Source organism: Streptomyces sp. NPDC111606 (genome assembly GCF_055656945.1).
The window spans coordinates 1-18,051 of record NZ_JBVKBY010000030.1; the positions used below are offsets into that span (position 1 = coordinate 1).

7 protein-coding genes are annotated in these 18,051 nt (G+C 71.7%); all 7 read right to left on the reverse strand.

Annotated features, from left to right (window positions below; genetic code table 11):
- A partial coding sequence (locus ACZ7M7_RS44590; RefSeq protein WP_472127546.1) for an amino acid adenylation domain-containing protein occupies nucleotides 1-2,844 on the reverse strand: 2,844 nt, incomplete at its 3' end.
- 132 nt (nucleotides 2,845-2,976) lie between these two features.
- Nucleotides 2,977-3,186, reverse strand: coding sequence for an MbtH family protein (locus ACZ7M7_RS44595; RefSeq protein WP_472127548.1), 210 nt, complete (start codon nucleotides 3,184-3,186; stop codon nucleotides 2,977-2,979).
- Nucleotides 3,187-3,193: 7 nt separating this feature from the next.
- Nucleotides 3,194-3,967 (reverse strand): thioesterase II family protein, encoded by a 774-nt coding sequence (locus ACZ7M7_RS44600; RefSeq protein ID WP_383617345.1) that lies wholly within the window; start codon nucleotides 3,965-3,967, stop codon nucleotides 3,194-3,196.
- Nucleotides 3,968-3,974: 7 nt separating this feature from the next.
- Nucleotides 3,975-4,958 (reverse strand): TauD/TfdA family dioxygenase, encoded by a 984-nt coding sequence (locus ACZ7M7_RS44605; protein ID WP_472127550.1) that lies wholly within the window; start codon nucleotides 4,956-4,958, stop codon nucleotides 3,975-3,977.
- 146 nt (nucleotides 4,959-5,104) lie between these two features.
- A complete protein-coding gene (locus tag ACZ7M7_RS44610; RefSeq protein WP_472127552.1) occupies nucleotides 5,105-6,367 on the reverse strand; it encodes an MFS transporter in 1,263 nt (420 codons plus the stop codon).
- Nucleotides 6,364-7,314, reverse strand: coding sequence for an ornithine carbamoyltransferase (locus ACZ7M7_RS44615; RefSeq protein WP_383617336.1), 951 nt, complete (start codon nucleotides 7,312-7,314; stop codon nucleotides 6,364-6,366). Before ACZ7M7_RS44615 ends, ACZ7M7_RS44610 begins: the two co-directional genes overlap by 4 nt.
- Nucleotides 7,315-7,466: 152 nt before the next feature.
- Entirely contained in the window at nucleotides 7,467-18,029 is a 10,563-nt protein-coding gene (locus ACZ7M7_RS44620; RefSeq protein WP_472127554.1) for a non-ribosomal peptide synthetase, read from the reverse strand.
- Nucleotides 18,030-18,051: the final 22 nt, after the last annotated feature.

The window sequence follows — 18,051 nt, forward strand, 5'->3', positions numbered from 1 at the left end:
AGGCGCCGGCAAAACCCCCCGATCCACCTTCCCGTTCACCGTCAACGGCAGCCGCTCCAACACCACAAACGCCGCCGGCACCATGTACCCCGGCAATTCCCGGGCGACATGGGTCCGCAGGTCCGCCGGGTCGGCGGGCTCGCCCTCCGGCACGACGTACGCGACCAGGCGGCGGTCGCCGGGGCGGTCCTCCCGCGCGACCACGACGACCTGGGCGACCGACGGATGGGTCGCCAGGGCCGCCTCCACCTCGCCCAGTTCGATGCGGAAGCCGCGCACCTTCACCTGGAAGTCTCCACGGCCCACATACTCCAGCTGTCCGTCGGCCCGCCGGCGGACGAGGTCGCCGGTGCGGTACATCCGCTCGCCGGGCGCACCGAACGGGCAGGCCACGAACCGCTCCGCCGTCAGGTCCGGGCGCTTGTGATAGCCGCGGGCCAGGCCGGTGCCCGCCACATACAGTTCGCCCACCACGCCGACCGGTGTCGGTCGCAGGCCCGTGTCCAGGACGTAGGACCGCATGTTGTCGAGCGGCGTACCGATGGGGGGAACCGTGCCGATGTCGTCGGCCGTCCGCGCCAGGGCGGTCACGGCGAACGTGGTGGTCTCCGTGGGGCCGTAGCCGTTGCCGACGGTGATTCCGGGGCAGGCCTCGAGGACGCGGCGCATGGCCGCCGCGGAGCCCGCGTCGCCGCCGGTCCAGACAGTGCGCATCCCGGCGAAGGCCTCGGGGTGCTCATCGGCGATCAGGTTGAACAGGGCGGTCGTCAGGAAGGCGGCCGTCACGCCGTGCTCGGCGACCATGCGCTCCACCACGGCGCCGTCCACCTGGCCCGGCGGTGCCACCACGACCCGGCCGCCGTTCAGGAGCGGCACCCAGAGCTCGTACGTGGAGGCGTCGAAGGACTGCGGGGCGTGCATGAGGATGCGGTCGTGGGCGCCGCCGATCCAGCGCTGGTCGAAGGCGAAGTCCGCGACATCGCGATGGCGCACCGCGACACCCTTGGGCACCCCGGTCGAACCCGACGTGTACATCACGTACGCCAGCCGGTCCGGGTGGACGGTGATGTCGGGAGCCCCGGGATTCGCCTCGGCCTGCTCGCCCGACCACGGCTCCTGGTCGAGCGTCACCACGCGCGTCCACAGTTCCGGCACCTCGCGATCCGTGAGCAGCACCGAGGCGCCGACGTCGCGTATCACCCACGCCAGCCGCTCGGGCGGGAGGCCCGAGTGCAACGGCACGTATGTGCCGCCCGCCCGCACCACGGCCAGCGTCGCCACGACGGCGTCGACGGAGCGCTCGAGCAGTAGCGCCACCGGGGACTCCACCGTCACGCCCAGCGTCATCAGCCGTCGCGCCAGCCGGTTCGCCCTCGCGTCCAGTGCGGCATAGGTCAGCTCCACCCCGTCGGCCGCCACGGCGACCCGGTCGGGGGTGGCCGCGGCCTGCGCGGCGAACAGCTCGCCGAGTGCGCCGGACGGGACGGCCCGGTCCGTCGCGTTCCACTCCGTCAGCAGCAGCTGCCGTTCCTCGGGGGACAGCACCTCCACCTCGCCCGTCGGGCGCTCCGGCTCAGCGATCAGGCCCGTCAGGAAGCGCAGGAAGCGGTCCTGGTGGGCGGCGAGCTGGTCGGCCCCGTAGTAGGCGGGGTTGGCGTCGAAGGCGAGGGTCAGCCCCTCTCCGTCGGCGCGGTGGTAGGCCGCGACGGACAGCTCGTCCACGGGCCCGTTGGACAGGTTGTGGGCAGTTGTGCGCAGCCCCGCGAAGTCCAGGTCGTAGTCGAAATCCATCATGTTGACGACGGGACCGACCAGGGTCTGGCCGTCGCCGAGGAGCTTGAGGTCGCGCCGTATGTCCTCGTAGCGGTAGCGCTGGTGCTTCAGCGCGGCGCGGGTGGCGCGGGTGACCTGGGCGACGAGTTGCGCGAGGGAGTCGCCCGGGGTCACCCGTACGCGAAGGGGCACCACGTTGGAACGCAGGACGGGAGTACGGCGGTCGGCCGGCGTGGTCCGGGCGGTGACCGGAAGGCCGAGGACGACGTCCTGTCTGCCGGTCGTCCGCGCCAGGTAGGCGGCCGTGGCGGTGATGGTCAGGACGGGCCACATCGAGCGCAGCCGACGCGCCACGACCCGCAGTTGCTCGAAGTCGGCGGCGGGCAGCCGGACGTTGCGCCGCAGGAACAGTGCCTGCCCGTCCGGAGGCGTGAGTCCTTGGGTGTCCACCAGCCGGGGCGGTTCCGGGGTGTCGGCGAGAAGGTCGGACCAGTACTCACGGTCGGCCGTGAAGGCCGGCGAGTGCCGGTAGTCGGCGTCCTCCTCCAGAAGCTGGGACAACGGGGCGAACCCGCTCGGGCCGAACTCCTCGCCGCGTGCCAGGGCCGAGTACACCTCCGCCATCCGGCCGCTGATCAGCGGGCCGCCGGAGGCGTCGATCAGGATGTGGTGGATGCGCTCGTAGAAATGGAAGCGCTCCTCCGCCAGCTTCAGCAGGGCAAAGGTGGTCAAGCCGCCCTGGGCTAGGTCGACGGGCCGGTGCCGGTCCCGGTGCATCCACTCCTGGGCGGCCGCCTCCGGGTCGTCCTCCCCGGTGAGATCGATCAGCGGCAGCCCTGGGCGCAGCTCCGGGACGACCAGCTGGCGCAGTTCCTCGCCTTCCTTGACGACGGCGCGCACCCGGAGCGTCTCCCCGTCCTGGAGGAGCTGGTGCCAGGCGGCCTCCAGCAGACGGTGGTCGACGGCGCCGTGGAAGGTGATGTACTCGGAGATGTTGTACTTCGCACCGGTCGGGTCGAGTTCGTGCCCTGCCCAGACACCCGCTTGCGCTGCCGACAGAGGGAGACTCACGGTTTGTGCTGTTTCGGGTATGGGCATGGCTTTCCACCACCAGGGTCCGGGTATTGAAGAAGATCGGGCGACGGCGCGACGCACGAGGGCGCCGGCCGGAAGCGGTACGGGCAGGGGGCGGCTACGGCGGCGTCACGCCACCCGCCGGATCAGGCTCCCGGGCCGCATGTCCGTCCAGTGGGTGTTGACGTAGTCGACGCACGCCTGACGCCCGGCCTGGCGCAGGACGACGGTCCAGCCGGCCGGGACCTCGGCGAAGGCGGGCCACAGCGAGTGCTGTCCCTCCTCGTTGACCAGGACGTGGTAGGCGGCGTCCGGGTCCTCGAACGGGTGGGTGCTCATGGGGTGGTCATCTCCTCTTCGCCACGTCGCTCAGTGTTTCGGCCACCAGGGCCACGAGCCGGTCGGTGGCCGTCTCGGTGTAGAAGTGACCGCCGGGCAGGGTGTGCAGGTCGAACGGCCGCACGGTGTGGCGGGACCACTGCCGGGCCTCGTCCTCGTTCACGGAACCGTCCTGGTCGCCGATGACGGCGGTGACGGGGCAGTCGAGCGGGGATCCGGGGATGTAGCGGTACGAGGCGACGAGCCCGAAGTCGTTGCGCAGCATGGGCAGCATGAGCTCGAGCAGGTCGTCGCCCTGCTCCAGCAGTGCCGCCCCGGATCCGCCGAGGTTCCGGATGTACTCCATGATCTGCTTCTCGGTGCCGAACCGGACGGTGTCCGGGCGGGGGACCGAGGGTGCCTTGCGCGCGGAGACGAACAGCCGGCTCAACGCCGGTGCGCCGGAGGCCCGCAGGGCTCGGGCGACCTCGTAGGCCACGGTCGCACCGAGGCTGTGGCCGAAGAATGCCACGGGCCGGTCGAGGCAGGGCAGGACGGCCCGCGCGGCTTCGGACACCAGGGTGGGAAAGTCCCCGATGAGCGGCTCACCGTACCGGTCCTGCCGGCCGGGGTACTGGACGGCGATCAGCTCGACGTCGGACGGCAGCAGCTCCGGCCAGTCCCGGAAGGCGCTCGCGCTGCCACCGGCGTGCGGGAAACAGATCAGCCGCAGCCTGGCGTCGGCCCGCGGCACATAGCGGCGCAGCCACGCGCTCCCGGCCGTGGAGTGGTGCACGGTCATGGCGGGTTCACTCCCCGCCGCGCTCGGGCCGCGCGTTCGGCGCGTACGGCTCCGCCATGGCGACGGCGATGCGGCGCGCTCCGGTGAACGGTTCCCGGCCGTGCGCCGCCAGCATGTTGTCCACGACGAGCACGTCGTCCTGCTGATAGTCGAAACGCACCGTCTGCGCCCGGTAGCAGGCGCGCAGGTGGTCCGTCACCTCGTCGGGGATGCGGCCGCCGTCACCGTAGTAGGTGTTGGTCGGCAGGTCCTCCTCGCCGAACAGGCCGAGCAGGCCCTCACGGACCTCGGCGGGCAGCGTGGTGTGGTGGAAGAACACGATGTGGTTGAACCACACCGTCTCCCCCGTCTCGGGGTGGGTGTGGATCGCGCTGCGGCGCGCCCGGGTGCGCAGTCCGTCGCCCCCCAGCCACTCGAACTCGATGTCCTTGGACCGGCAGTACGCCTCCACCTCGGCCCGCTCGTGGGTGTTGAACAGCTCCCGCCAGGCCACGCCGAAGTGGTCGTGGAAGTTGCGTACGACCATCCAGCCACGCCGGGCGAACTCCTCGCGGACCTCCGGGTCGATGGCCGCGTGCACCTTGCGGATGTCGGTCAGCGGGGTGGCGCCCTGCGTCTCGGGCGGTTGGTCGCAGTAGAAGTAGAGCGTCCGGGGCCAACTCGCCTGGTAGGAGTTCTCGTTGTGGACGAAGATCTCCTCCTCCGGCGGATAGTCGGTGGAGGTGTAGACGTTCCCCTTGATGGTGCTGCGCGGGGAGGACCGCTCCGAGTAGGTGAGCGGGTCGCCGGACAGCTCCCTGACCACCTGGTCGAACCCGTCGATTCCGCCGATGTCGAAGCCGCGCAGCAGCAGCGCGCCGTGCGTCCTCAGCGACGCCCGCAGCCGTTCTCGGTCCGACTTGATCAGGCGGATGACGTCCCGGTCCTCGGACTCGGCCTCGACCAGGAGCGGCAGCGGCTGTCCCGCTGGTGCTGTGCGATGGGCGGACATCGTCGTGGCGTGCCTTCCTGAAAGGGTGTTGAGTGCCGGAGGCGTGCGTGTGTCCGCGTCCGGCCCCGGTCGCATGGATGCGGGCGCTCGTGCGCGAGCGACCCCTCCGCCTCCCCACTGTGTGGGGGAGGCCTATATTTCTTCGGTCATTTCTCCGGTGTGCGCCCCGCGGTCCTGATGACCGGGCTCAGTACCGCGACCAGCGCCATGGCGGCCATCGCTGCCGCGACCCCCGTGACGGTGGGCGTTGTGCCGAAGGCCGCGAGCAGCAGGCCGCCGACGAGCGCCCCGGCGGAGTTCATGCCCGATCCGATGAGGGCGAAGACGCTGGTCACCCGGCCCTGCATCTCGTCCGGGGTGATCTGCACCTGATACACACCTGCCGCCACGTTCAGCAGAGCGCCGGCGAAGGACATGCCCGCGAACAGCGCGCCGATGAGCACCGGCCGCTCGACCAGGGCGACGGGCATCATCAGCAGCGCCCACACCGCCAGCGTGCCGGTGACGATGGCGCCGGGCGACAGCCGCTTCAGGAACCACGAGCCGGTGAGGGCCCCGAGGATGCCGCCCACGCCCGACACCGTCCCGATGAGGCCGATGGTGGCCGGGGAGCCGCCGTTCTCCTTGACGATCAGCACCAGGGCCAGGGACAGCACCTGGAAGAGGATGTTGCTGCCCGCGATCAGCCCGACGGCGGCCCGCATGAACCGCTGTCGCCACACCCAGGTGAGCCCCTCGCCCACCTCCCGGCGCAGATCGCGGGGTGATTGCGGGCGTTCCGACTGGAACTTCTTCCGGATCAGCAACAGCGTGACCAGCGCGGTCAGATGGGACACCGCCGTGAGCAGGAATGGCAGCCATCGGGTCACCGCGTACAGCGAGCTGCCGGCGAGCTGGCCGAGCAGCCCGGCGCCCTGTCCGCGTGCCTCGTTGCGGGTCAGCGCGACGGTCAGGTGGTCCGGATGAACGAGGTTGCGCACCGCGGCCCGCTCGGCGAGCCGGTAGAAGATCGCGGCAGAGCCCTCCACGAACGCGGCGGCCATCAGGTGCGGCAGCCACAGGTGCCCGCCGATCAGCGCGGCCGCGACACTGCCCATGGCCGTCAGCCCGGCGAGGTCGCACAGGATCATCAGCCGGCGCCGGTCCAGGCGGTCCACCAGGGCCCCGGCCGGGAGTTGCAGGAGCAGCTGGGGCAGCAGCGCGGCGAAACCGACGAGTCCGGCGCCGGTCGGGGAGCCGCCGTACCAGACCATCAGCAGGGGGTAGGCGACGGTGCTGGCCCGGGTGCCGAACAGGGAGAGCCCGGCGCCGGTCCACAGCAGCAGGAAGTCCCGGTTCTTCCGCAGCGGGGGTGGCGCCGTGCCGGGCTGGGCACCGCCCCCTTCGCGGTGCTCCTCCGTCAGGCTCATTCGGACGTGCCGGGCGTACCGACGGTGCCGAGGCGGCACCATTCGAGGACCGCCATGGCGCTGTGCATCTTGTTCTCGGCCTGGTCGAAGGCGATGCTCACCGGGCCGTCGAGCACCTCGGCGGTGACCTCCTCGCCCCGGTGGGCTGGCAGGTCGTGCATGAACAGGGCGTCGGCGTTGTGCGTCCACAGGTCCCGGGTGACCTGGAAGGGCGCGAACAGGGAGCGCCAGTCGGGGTCGGGCTTGCTGGTGCCGGTCGTCTGCCAGCGGGTGGTGTAGATGACGTCGACGTCCTTGGGGAGTTCGTCCATCGTGTGCCGCTCGGTCACCGTGGCACCGGAGCGCTCCGCGTGGGCGCGGGCCCGGGCCAGAATGTTCTCGGGCAGCCCGTAGCCGAGCGGAGTGCGCAGCTCAAGTTCGGTGCCGGGGAAGCGGGTCAGGCCCAGCGCCAGCGCGGCGGCGGTGTTGTTGCCCTCCCCCACGTACAGCAGCCGCAGCCCCTCGACGCGGCCGAAGCGGCACAGGAGAGTGCTCAGGTCGGTCAGGCCCTGGGTGGGGTGCTCGTCGGCGCTCATGGCGTTGATCACGGACATCCTGGGCTGGGCGGCCCAGCCCCGCATCTCCGCCGGGTCGTCGGCCGTCCTCGCGACCAGGACGTCGAGCATCCGGGAGAAGACCTGCCCGGTGTCCTCGCTGGTCTCCCCGGTGTTGGTCTGCAGATCGCCACCGTTGTACGCGATGATCTGCGCCCCCAGCCGCAGCGCCCCCGCCGAGAAGGCCGTACGGGTGCGGGTCGAGGTGCGCCGGAAGTAGATGCCGGCGATCGTGCCGTCGAGCGCGGGGCCGGGGCGAGCCGTGCCGTTCGAGAAGGCGGCTCCCCGCTCCACGAGGTGGAGCAGGTCGGCGTCGGAGAGGTCGTCGAGGGATATCAGGTGTCGGGCGGTCATGCGGCGCTCCTCGGCATGAGTCGTACGGGTGGTCGGACACGGCGGAGTTGTCGGCGGACACGTTCCGTCGGGTGTAGGGGGCGTCGGCGGACCGGGGGGATCGGTCCGCCGACGCCTGCGGGTCGGCCCTGCCTGGCGGGCCCGCCTGTGGGTCAGCCCTGGCCCTGCAGGCCCAGGGAGGACCGCCGGGCGCCGTGGCCCAGCGCTTCGGCGATTTCGGCCACGACGTCCTTGCCGGCCGCGCCGTTGGTGAGGGCGACGAAGCCGTCACCGCTGCGCAGATGGCAGAGGGACACCGCCTGGTAGCCGACCGGCGAGCCGGCATGGCCGAACTGCACCTCGTCGTTCGTGGCGTCCACGACCGTGCCCAGGCCGTAGAAGCTGTCGCTGCTCGGCGCCAGCATGAGCTGCGCCGTCTTTGTCGACAGCAGGCTGAGCGGGCGGCCCAGTGCGGAGCGGCGGATCTCCAGCGCGACCTTCGCCAGGTCGGCGGCGGTCGTCCACAGACCGGCCGCTGCCTGGTCCGGCCGGATCAGCCAACCGCCGTCGACCGGGCGGCCCTCCTCGTCGTGCCCCAGGGCCACCGCGCGGCCCGACCGCTCGGGGAATGCCTGGTCGAAGCTGGTCGCCCGCATGCCCAGCGGTTCGAGGACGAGGTCCCGCATCAGCTCGTCGAACGGGCGACCGGTGATGTCGGTCATGAGCTGCTGGAGCACCGAGTAGTGGACGTTCGCCTTGCGGAACTCCCTGCCCGGGACCCCCTCGCGCCCGACCGCCGGCGTCGTGGCCGGGGCCCGGCCGTGCAGCAGGTCGAGCAGCGACGGCACGGGACCGGTGTCGCGCCGGAAGCCCTTGCCCGGGGTCGGGGTGAGCCCGGACAGGTGCCCCAGCAGGTGCCGGGCGGTCACCGGGACCGCGTCGGCGTCCTGCGGCACCCGCCAGCCGACGAGGTACTCGTTGACGTCCGCATCCAGGTCCAGTCGTCCCTCGTCCACGAGCTTGAGCACGCCGAGCGCGGTGATGTGCTTGCTCAGCGAACCGACGTGGAAGACGGTCTCCTGGGTGACCGGCTCGTCCCCGCCCGCGGTCAGGGTGCCGAAGCTCTCGACGGCGACGAGTTCACCGCCCTCGACCACGGCGACGAGGGCGCCTGGCACCTTGTGCCGGTCCAGTGCGGCGGGCAGACCGGACATCGCCGTTCCGGCCGACGGCGCCGAGGGCTCCGCCTGCTGCCCGGCATCGGCGGCTTGCGTCTCGGACACGGCGGCCGCGTCGACCAGAGCGGCGAGCTCTGCCAGGTCCTGCGCCTGGTAGTGCATGAACAGCGACAGCGGGAGTCCTTCCCGGCGGGCGGCCGCGATGACCTGGATGACCAGAATCGAGTGCCCGCCCAGCTCGAAGAAGCTGTCCGTCGCGCTGATCCGCTCCTTGCCGAGGACCTCGCTCCAGATCTCCGCGAGCCTGCGCTCGGTGGGCGTACCGGGTGCCACGTGCTGCGCTTGGTCGGTGTTGTCGGCGGGGGCGGGCAGTGCCTTGCGGTCGACCTTGCCGTTCGCGTTCAACGGCACCACATCCAGCTCGACGAACACCGACGGCACCATGTACTCCGGCAGCGACTCGGCCAGATACGCGCCCAGCTCATCGCTGGGTGCGGTGCCCGGGCCGTCGGCCGGAACCAGGTATCCGATGAGGCGGGTTTCGCCGTCGTCGGTGCGGGCGATCACGACGGCCTCGCTCACCAGGGGAGACTGCGTGAGTACTGCGGCCACTTCGGCGGGCTCTACTCGGTAGCCGCGGATCTTGACCTGGTCGTCGGCGCGGCCGAGGAATTCCACCGCGCCGGTGGCGTTCCACCGCACGACGTCGCCGGTGCGGTAGAGGCGTTCGCCCGCCCCGCCGAAGGGGTCGGGGACGAAGCGTTGCGCGGTCAGTTCCGGGCGGCCCACGTAGCCGCGGGCCACACCGGTGCCGCCGACGTACAGCTCTCCCAGGGCACCGACGGGTACCGGCTGCATCGATGCGTCCAGGACGTGGACCCGCATGCCGGGCAGGGGGTGGCCGATGGGGACGACGCCTTCGGCGTCGTCCGGCACGGGGTGGATGGTGGTGCCGACGGAGGCTTCGGTCGGCCCGTACTCGTTGATCAGGCGGCCTTCGCCGAGCCAGCCCGCCCAGCGTGCGCCGAGTGTGCCGGCCAGTGCTTCGCCGGCGACCACGACCACGCCGGCGAGCTGGGCGGCCTGTTCGGGTGTGACCTGGTGCGAGAGCACTTCCAGGTGTCCGGGGGTGAGTTTGAGGAAGCTGAACGGCCCGTGCTGCAGCAGCCATCCGCCCAGTTCGTCCAGACCCGAGGTGGAGGGCATCAGGGCGACCCGCTGGCCCGCGCACAGTGGTGCCCACAGGTTGGGCACCACCAGGTCGAAGGCCACGGAGGAGAACACCGCCCCGCCGCCCTGGTCGCAGGAGGCCAACTCGCGCACCGCCCAGCCGACGTGGTTGCCCAGGTTGCGGTGGGAGACCAGTACGCCCTTGGGGCGGCCCGTCGAGCCGGAGGTGAACACCACATAGGCCGCACCGTCGGCATCGACGCGGCCCTCGGGCCGCGACGAGGGGTGCTCGGCGATCGCTTCGGCGTCCGTGTCCACGTCGACGAGCGTGCCCTCGAAGCCGGCCACCGGCCCGCCCCGTGTGATCAGGACCCGGGCCCCGGCGTCGGTCAGCATGCCCGACACCCGGGCACCGGGCAGTGCCGGGTCCAGCGGCACGTAGCCGGCTCCGGCCTTCCACACCGCCAACAGCGCCACCATCAGGTCGGCATCCCGCTCCAGCAGCACACCGACCAGCGACTGGGCACCCACACCCGAAGCCCGCAGATGCTGCGCCAGACGATTCGCCCGGCCATCCAGCTCCGCATACGACAGCGACACCCCGTCACAGGCCACGGCCACCGCATCCGGCACCCGAGCAACCTGCTCCTCGAACACCTCCACCACCGGCCGCTCCACCACCGGCCCCGCACCCACCGACCAGCCGGCGAGCGTCTGCGCCTCCTCCTCCGGCAGGAGGACGAGGCGGGCGTCACCGTTCGGGTCGGCGGCCATTGCCTCCAGGACGGCGCGGTACATGCCGGCCAGCCGGGCGGCGTGCGCACGGCTGAGGGTGCGCGAATCGGCCCTCAGGTTGATCCGGCCGGGAGCCGTCGACACCGAGAAGCCGAACTCGTTGGTGCTGTTCCCGGTGCTGGCGGAGGCGTCGATCATGCTGGTGTCGCTACCGCTGAAGTCCTGGTAGCTGAAGTACACGTCGACGAGCCTGCTGCCCTGGCCGAACTCCTGCTGGACGGCGGGCATCGGGAAGTTGCGGTGCTCCCACATGCCGAGTTCCTGCCGGAAGACGTCCTGCACCATCTCCTGCCACGTCCCGGCCCTGCGATCGACCGCGAACGGGAGAATGTTGAGGTACATGCCGTACACCCGCTCGGCGCCCACCGCCTCGGGCCGGACGTGCGCGACCAGGCCGGTGAAGAACTCCTGCTCGCGTGTGAGCTGGCTCATCACCTTCAGGTGCGCAGTGTGCAGCACGCTCTTCAGCGACACCTTCGCCGCCGCCGCGAGGCGCTGGAGCCCGTCCGTCAGGTCGTCGAAGCCCACCTCCAGCTTGTACTTCTCCGGATCGGCGTCGCCTGCGTCGCCCCAGCCCTCGGGCATGGTGAACTTCTCCCGGCCGACGACGACGTCACGCCAGTGGTCGCGGTGCCGGTCCGACGCCAGCGCGGAGAGTTCCGCGCCGACGGTGTCGGCGAACCGTATGGCCGGGGCGGGCAGCGGCTCCGGCTCCCGGCCGTCGGCGTGGGCGCGGTAGATCTCCAGCAGTTCGGTCAGCAGCCCGCTGAAGCTCCAGCCTTCGAGGATCACATGGGACTGCGCGATGGTGAACTGCCAGCTCCCGTCGGCGCACTGGTGGATCGCGATGCGCACGAGCGGACCGGCCGTGTGGTCGAACGCCGTCGAGTTCTCCTCGGCGACGAACTCCCGCAGAGCGCGCCCCTGTTCGTCCTCACTGCGGTCGCCCAGGTCGAAGAACCGGACGGGCGTGGGCACATCGGCGTGCACCAGTTGCATGGGCACCGAGTAGCGGTCCAGCTCCAGCGAGGTGCGCAGCACGTCGTGCCTGCACAGCAGTTCCGCGACCGCGGACCGCATGGCCTCCTTCACCACCGGCCGGCCGTCCCGGACCCGCAGGGACGTCACGAGGTGGTAGTTGAGCCGATCTCCGGCGCCCAGCATCTCCACCAGCATGCCGATCTGGTTCTGCATCATCGGGTAGGCGTCGGTCAGTCCCTCGGGCAGCAGTGCCCGGTCGGCGTCGCTCACCAGCGCGAACGGCACAACCACCGCCGAGGTGAGGGGGCCGCCGTCGGCCGGTCGGCCCGAGAGCCGCTCGCACAGCGCGCCGAGCGTCTGCGCCTCGAGCGTCTCGCGGACGGTGACGTCGTATCCGGCCTCCCGCAGAGCACCCACGAGCATCACGGCGCGGATCGAGTCGCCGCCCAGCTCGTAGAAACCGTCCTCGACACCGACCCGCTCCACGCCCAGGGTCACCTGCCAGATCGCGGCCACCCGTTCCTCCAGCGGGGTGCGCGGGGCGACATGGCCGCGCCCGGTGCTGACCGCGGAGGCGTCCGGGGCCGGCAGGGCACGGCGGTCGAGCTTGCCGTTGACCGTGAGCGGGATGCGCTCGACGGTCACGAAGGCCGCCGGGACCATGTACTCGGGCAGTTCGAGGGCGACGAACGCCCGCAGCTCGGCGGTGGCGGGCAGCTCGCCGTCCGGGACGACGTAGGCGACCAGCCGCTTGTCACGCACGATCACCACCGCTTCGCGGATCGCCGGGTGGGCGGCCAGCCGGGCGCTGATCTCGCCCGGCTCGATCCGGTACCCGTGCAGCTTGACCTGGTCGTCGGTCCGTCCGATGAACTCGAGGCTGCCGTCCTGCCGGCGGCGCGCGAGGTCGCCGGTGCGGTACAGGCGGGCGCCGGGCTGGCCGAACGGGTCCGGCACGAAGCGCTCCGCGGTCAGGTCCGGCCGGCCGAGGTAGCCACGGGCCACGGCCGGGCCACCGACGTGCATCTCGCCCGGTGCACCCACCGGGACCAGCTCACCGAAGCGGTCCAGCAGGTGAATCGTCGTGTCGCTGAGCGGACGTCCGACCGGGGCGACCGCACCCGGCGCGACATCGCGCGGCGTGAGCCGGTGGTAGGTGCAGTAGACCGTCGTCTCCGTCGGCCCGTACATGTTCACCAGCGCGGTACGGCCGAGGCCGAGCCGTTCGGTCCACGGGCGTACGTCGGCCACCTCCAGCTTCTCGCCGGCCAGGACCACCGCGCGCAGCGACAACTGCTTGAGTCGCTTCTCGCCCGGTGCGGTCGCCGTGGCGATCAGCGAGCGGAAGGCGGTCGGGGTCTGGGCCAGCACCGTGACCTCGCGCTCGACCAGCAGTTCCAGGAACTCCTCCGGCGAGCGCGTCACCTCCCGCGGCACCACGACAAGGGTCCCGCCGTGCAGCAGCGCCCCCCACATCTCGAACACCGACACATCGAAGGCGTACGAGTGGAACAGCGCCCACACGTCGTGCTCGTCGAAGCCGTAGTGCTCCTGCATCGTGTCGAGCAGCCGCACCACCTGCGCATGCGCCAGCGTGACGCCCTTCGGCCGGCCGGTTGAGCCCGACGTGTAGATGACGTAGACGATGTTGTCCGGCGCGACCGGTGTCTCGGGCGCGGTCTGCGGGCGGGACGCGATCGTCTCCGCGTCCCGGTCCAGCACGACCAGCTCGCCGTCGTACACGTCCTCCAGCACCGGACCGAGGCCACCGGAGGTCACCACGACCCGCGCACCCGCGTCCGCCAGCACGAACCCGAGCCGTTCCGCCGGGTTCGCCGGGTCCAGCGGCAGATATCCCGCACCCGCCTTCAGCACGCCCAGCAGGGTCGGCATCAGGTCGGGGCCGCGCTCCAGGCACACACCCACCAGGGACTCCGGGCCCATGCCCAGTGACCGCAGGTGATGCGCCAGTTGGTTGGCACGCGCATCCAGCTCCGCGTACGTCAGCGACACACCGTCCGCGATCACCGCGACCGCATCCGGCGCCGCCGCGGCACGCTCCGCGAAGATCTCATGGACGCACCGCTCCACCGAAGCGGTCTGCACCGCCGACACCGCGCCGAGCAGCGCCTCCCGCTCGCCGGCGGGCAGGTACACCGCTCGCGCGTCAGCCTCGGCGTCCGCGGCCATCGACTCCAGCACGGCCCGGTACATCCCGGCCAGCCGGTCGCCGTTGACGCGGCTGACGGCGTGCGTGTGGGTGGCCAGGGTCAGGTGATGGGTGCCGTGGCTGTGCACGGACAGCTCGAACTCGTTGGGGGCGTCGCTGATCCCGGTTCCGGACTCGACGACGTCCATGTCCACCTGGTGGAAGTCGACGTAGTTGAAGTAGGCGTCGACCAGGCGGCGGCCGCCGCCCCACTGGCGTTGGATCTCCGGCATCGGGTAGCGCCGGTGCCGCCAGCCGGCCAGTTCCGTGGCGAGCACCTCGCGCACCGTCTCGCGCCAGGTCCGGGCGGACCGGCCGGCGGGGAACGGCAGGGTGTTGAGGTGCATGCCGAGCACGCGCTCGGCGCCCGGGGCCTCCGGACGGGTGTGGAAGACCACGCCGGTGTGGAAGGTGTCGTCGTCGGTGAGCTGGCTCAGCACCTTCAGGTGCGCCGTCAGCAGCACGCTCTTGACCGGGACCTGTGCCCCGGCGGCCAGAGCCCGCAGCCGGTCGGCGAGGTCGTCGACCGGGACGCGGACGCTGTACACCTCCTGCGGGCGGCCCGAGGTGTCGGCCCAGTCGGCCGGCAGCGCGAACGGCCGGTGGTCGAGGGCGACCCGCTCCCAGTACGCGCGGTCCTCGACCGAGTCCAGGGACTCCAGTTCACCGGCGACACAGTCCGCGAAACGCACGGCGGGGGCCTGGTAGGGCTCGGGTTCGCGGCCGTCGCGGAGCAGCCGGTAGCAGTCGAGCAGCTCCGTCTGCAGCGAGTGGTGGCTCCAGCCCTCCAGGATGACGTGCGACTGGGTGAGCGTCAGCCACCACGCGTCGTCGCTCTCCAGGTGGGCGAAGACCCGCAGCAGCGGCGCCTGGGAGAGGTCGAACAGCGTGGCGCGTTCATGGGCCGCGTGGTCGGCGAGCAGCTGCTCGCCCGCAGTGCGGTCGGTGGTCCCGCGCAGGTCCGCCCAGCCGACCGGCACCTCGGCCGTACGGTGGACGATCTGCAGCGGCACCGAGTGGCCCGACAGGTGCACCGACGTCCGCAGCACCTCGTGCCTGCCCACCAGCAGCGCCACCGCGGCGCGCAGCGCCTCGGCGGAGAACGGGCCGTTGTCCCGGACCCGCACCATCGTGACGTTGTGGTAGTTGTTCCGGCCGTCCCCGGAGAGCAGTTCGGCGGCCATGCCCAGCTGCGCCTGCGTCAGCGGGTACGCGTCGACCGCGTCCTCGGGCAGCCGCGCCCGGTCCGTCTCCGGCAGCAGCGCGAACGGCTGTACGGCGTTCTCGTCCGCGGCCGGTCCGCCGGCCGGGGCACGGCCCGCCAGCATCACCGCCAGCTGCGCGACCGTGCGGTGCTCGAAGACCTCCTGGACGCCGACCTCGAAGCCGGCACCGCGCAGTGCGCCCGCCAGGGCGACGGCCCGGATGGAGTCACCGCCCAGCTCGAAGAAGCCGTCCTCGACACCCACCCGTTCGAGGTCGAGCACCTCGCTCCAGACAGCGGCCACGCGGGCCTCCAGCCAGGAGCGCGGCGCCACGTACTCGCCGGCCGCGAAAGCGTCCGCGCCTGGTGCCGGAAGCGCACGCCGGTCGGCCTTGCCGTTCGCGCCCAGCGGCATGGCGTCCAGCCGTACGTAGGCAGTCGGCAGCAGCGCCTCGGGCAGCTCGTGGGAGAGTTGGGCGCGCAGCTCGGCCGGGTCGGCCGACCGGCCCGGGGCCGGGACGACGTAGGCGACCAGCCGCGGCAGGCCCGCGCTGTCCTCGCGGACCACGACGACGGCACTCGACACCTCGGGCAGAGCGCTCAGCGCCGCCTCGGTCTCGCCCGGTTCGACGCGTGCGCCGCGGATCTTGACCTGGTCGTCGGTGCGGCCCAGGAATTCGACGGTGCCGTCGGCCCGCCACCGCGCCCGGTCGCCGGTGCGGTAGAGCCGGGCGCCCGCCGGGCCGAACGGGTCGGGCACGAAGGAACGCGCGGTCAGATCGGGCCGGTTCAGATAGCCGAAGGCCAGGGCGACACCGCCGATGTAGAGCTCGCCGGGGGCACCGACCGGGACGGGGTGCATACGGGCGTCCAGGACGTGGATCGTGACGTTCTGCATCGGTGCGCCGAGCGGCACGCGGTGCAGCCCCTCCAGCCTGTCGGGCGCGCAGCGCCAGGCCGTGACGTCGACCGCGGCCTCGCACGGCCCGTACTGGTTGTGCAGCTCCGCCCACGTCAGACGGCTGGTGAACTCGTTCGCGAGGGCGACGGGGAGGTCCTCGCCACCGGACACCACGATCCGCAGGGACCGCAGCTCGGACAGATCGTCCACGGCGAGAACGGCAGCCAGCATCGACGGCACGAAGTGCAGGTTCGTGACCCCGTACCGGGCGATCGCCGCCCGCAGATAGCCGGGGTCGCGGTGACCGCCGGGGCGGGCCACAGCGATCCGGGCACCGGCCATGAGCGGGCCGAAGATCTCGGCCAGCGACGGGTCGAAGCCGATCGGGATCTTCTGGAGCACCACATCGGCTGCGGTCAGCCGCAGGTAGGTCCGTTGCGTCCACTCGAGCCGGTTGACCAGGCCCCGGTGGTCGCAGAGCACGCCCTTGGGACGGCCGGTCGAGCCCGACGTGTAGATGAGGTAGGCGGCGTCGTCCGGGCCGGTGACGGGCTCCGGGTTCCGTTCGCTACGACCGTTCCAGCGGTCCTCGTCGTCGAGCAGCACCTCGGTGGCACCGCTGCCCTCGACCAGCGGAAGCAGTTCGTCCCGGGTGACCAGGACGCCGACCTTGGCGTCGCGGACCATGTGGGAGATCCGCTCGGCAGGGTAGTCCGGGTCCAGCGGCACGTACACACCGCCGGACTTGAACACCGCGAGCACGGTGACGAGCAGCTCGACGGACCGCTCGACGCAGACACCGACGAGGGTGCCCGGAAACACACCCGTGCCCCGCAGGTGGTGGGCGAGCCGGTTGGCCCGCGCGTTGAGCTCGGCGTAGCTGAGCTCGGTCTCCTCGAAGACCACGGCCACGGCGTCGGGCGTGGCCTCGGCCTGCTGCTCGAACAGCTCGTGCAGACAGGCGTCGACCTGCTCGGCGCCCGTGTCGTTCCAGGCCCCGAGAATCCGCTCCAGCTCCCCGTCGGGCAGCCTCGGCACGACGGCGTCGGCCTCGTCGTCCGCGGCCATCGACTCCAGCACCGCCCGGTACATCGCTGCCAGCCGCTCACCGTCGGCGCGGCTGAAGTGCTGGGTGCCGGTCTTCAGAACCAGGCCCTCGGCCGCCGTGGTCACGGCGAGCGAGAACTCCATCGCGCCGGCTCCCAGACCCGCGTCGACATCGACGACGTCGGTGTCGACGGCGCCCGTGAAGTTCAGGTAGTTGAACATCACGTCCAGAAGCCGTCCACCGCGTGCCTGCCGCTGGATCTCGGGCAGCGGGTGGCGCCGGTGCGGCCAGAGCTCGACCTCGCGGGCGAAGACCTGCTGGACCAGCTCGCGCCAGGTGCGCGCGCTGCGGTCCACGGCGAACGGCAGGGTGTTGAGGTACATGCCCGGCACCCGGTCGGCGCCCAGCGCCTCGGGGCGCGCGTCGCAGACCAGGCCGGTGTGGAAGGCCTCCTCGTCGGTGAGCTGGCTCATCACCTTCAGGTGCGCGGCCAGCAGCACGCTCTTCAGCGAGACCTTGGACCGGGTGGCGAACGCGCGCAGCTGCGCCTCCAGGTCCCGCAGCGGCACGACGACCGTGTAGTCGGCGTCCGGCTCGTCGGCCGAGGACTGGGTGCCCGGCAGCGTCAGCGGCGTGTACTCCTCGCAGATGCCCTGCCAGTAGGCGCGGTCCTCGGTGGAGGCCAGGGACTCCAGCTCGCCGGCCACGAAGTCGGCGAAGCGCACGGCAGGGGACTCGTACGGCTCCGCCTCCAGACCGTCGCGCAGCCGGCGGTAGCAGGAGACCACCTCGGTCAGCAGCGAGTGCTGGCTCCAGCCCTCGGTGATGGCGTGGGTCTGGGTGAAGGACAGCCGCCAGCCGGCGTCGTCCTCCACGTGCACAGCGGCCCGCAGCAGCGGCGCCGCGGTCAGGTCGAACACCGTGTCCCGCTCGGCCGTCACGAAGTCCCGCAGCGCCTGCCGGCGCGCGTTCTCGTCCAGCTCACGGATGTCGTGCACGGCCACCGGGATCTCGGCCTGCGCGTACACCAGCTGCATCGGCACGGAGTAGCCGTGCATGTCGAACGCCGTACGCAGAATCTCGTGCCGCTCGGTCACCAGGCGCAGGGCGTTCCGCAGCGCGGTGGCATCGAAGGGCCGGTCGTCCCGGATCCGGAAGCCGCTGACGTTGTGGTAGCTGTTGCGGCTGTCGTCGACGAGCATCTCGACGACCATGCCGAGCTGGACCTGCGACAGCGGGTAGGCGTCCACGACGCCCTCCGGAAGCTGCGCC

What these genes read in the sequence shown, in the direction of transcription:
- ACZ7M7_RS44595 (WP_472127548.1), bottom strand. Translation starts at nt 3,186, where the DNA reads ATGAGCACCCACCCGTTCGAGGACCCGGACGCCGCCTACCACGTCCTG.
- ACZ7M7_RS44600 (WP_383617345.1), bottom strand. Translation starts at nt 3,967, where the DNA reads ATGACCGTGCACCACTCCACGGCCGGGAGCGCGTGGCTGCGCCGCTAT.
- ACZ7M7_RS44605 (WP_472127550.1), bottom strand. Translation starts at nt 4,958, where the DNA reads ATGTCCGCCCATCGCACAGCACCAGCGGGACAGCCGCTGCCGCTCCTG.
- ACZ7M7_RS44610 (WP_472127552.1), bottom strand. Translation starts at nt 6,367, where the DNA reads ATGAGCCTGACGGAGGAGCACCGCGAAGGGGGCGGTGCCCAGCCCGGC.
- ACZ7M7_RS44615 (WP_383617336.1), bottom strand. Translation starts at nt 7,314, where the DNA reads ATGACCGCCCGACACCTGATATCCCTCGACGACCTCTCCGACGCCGAC.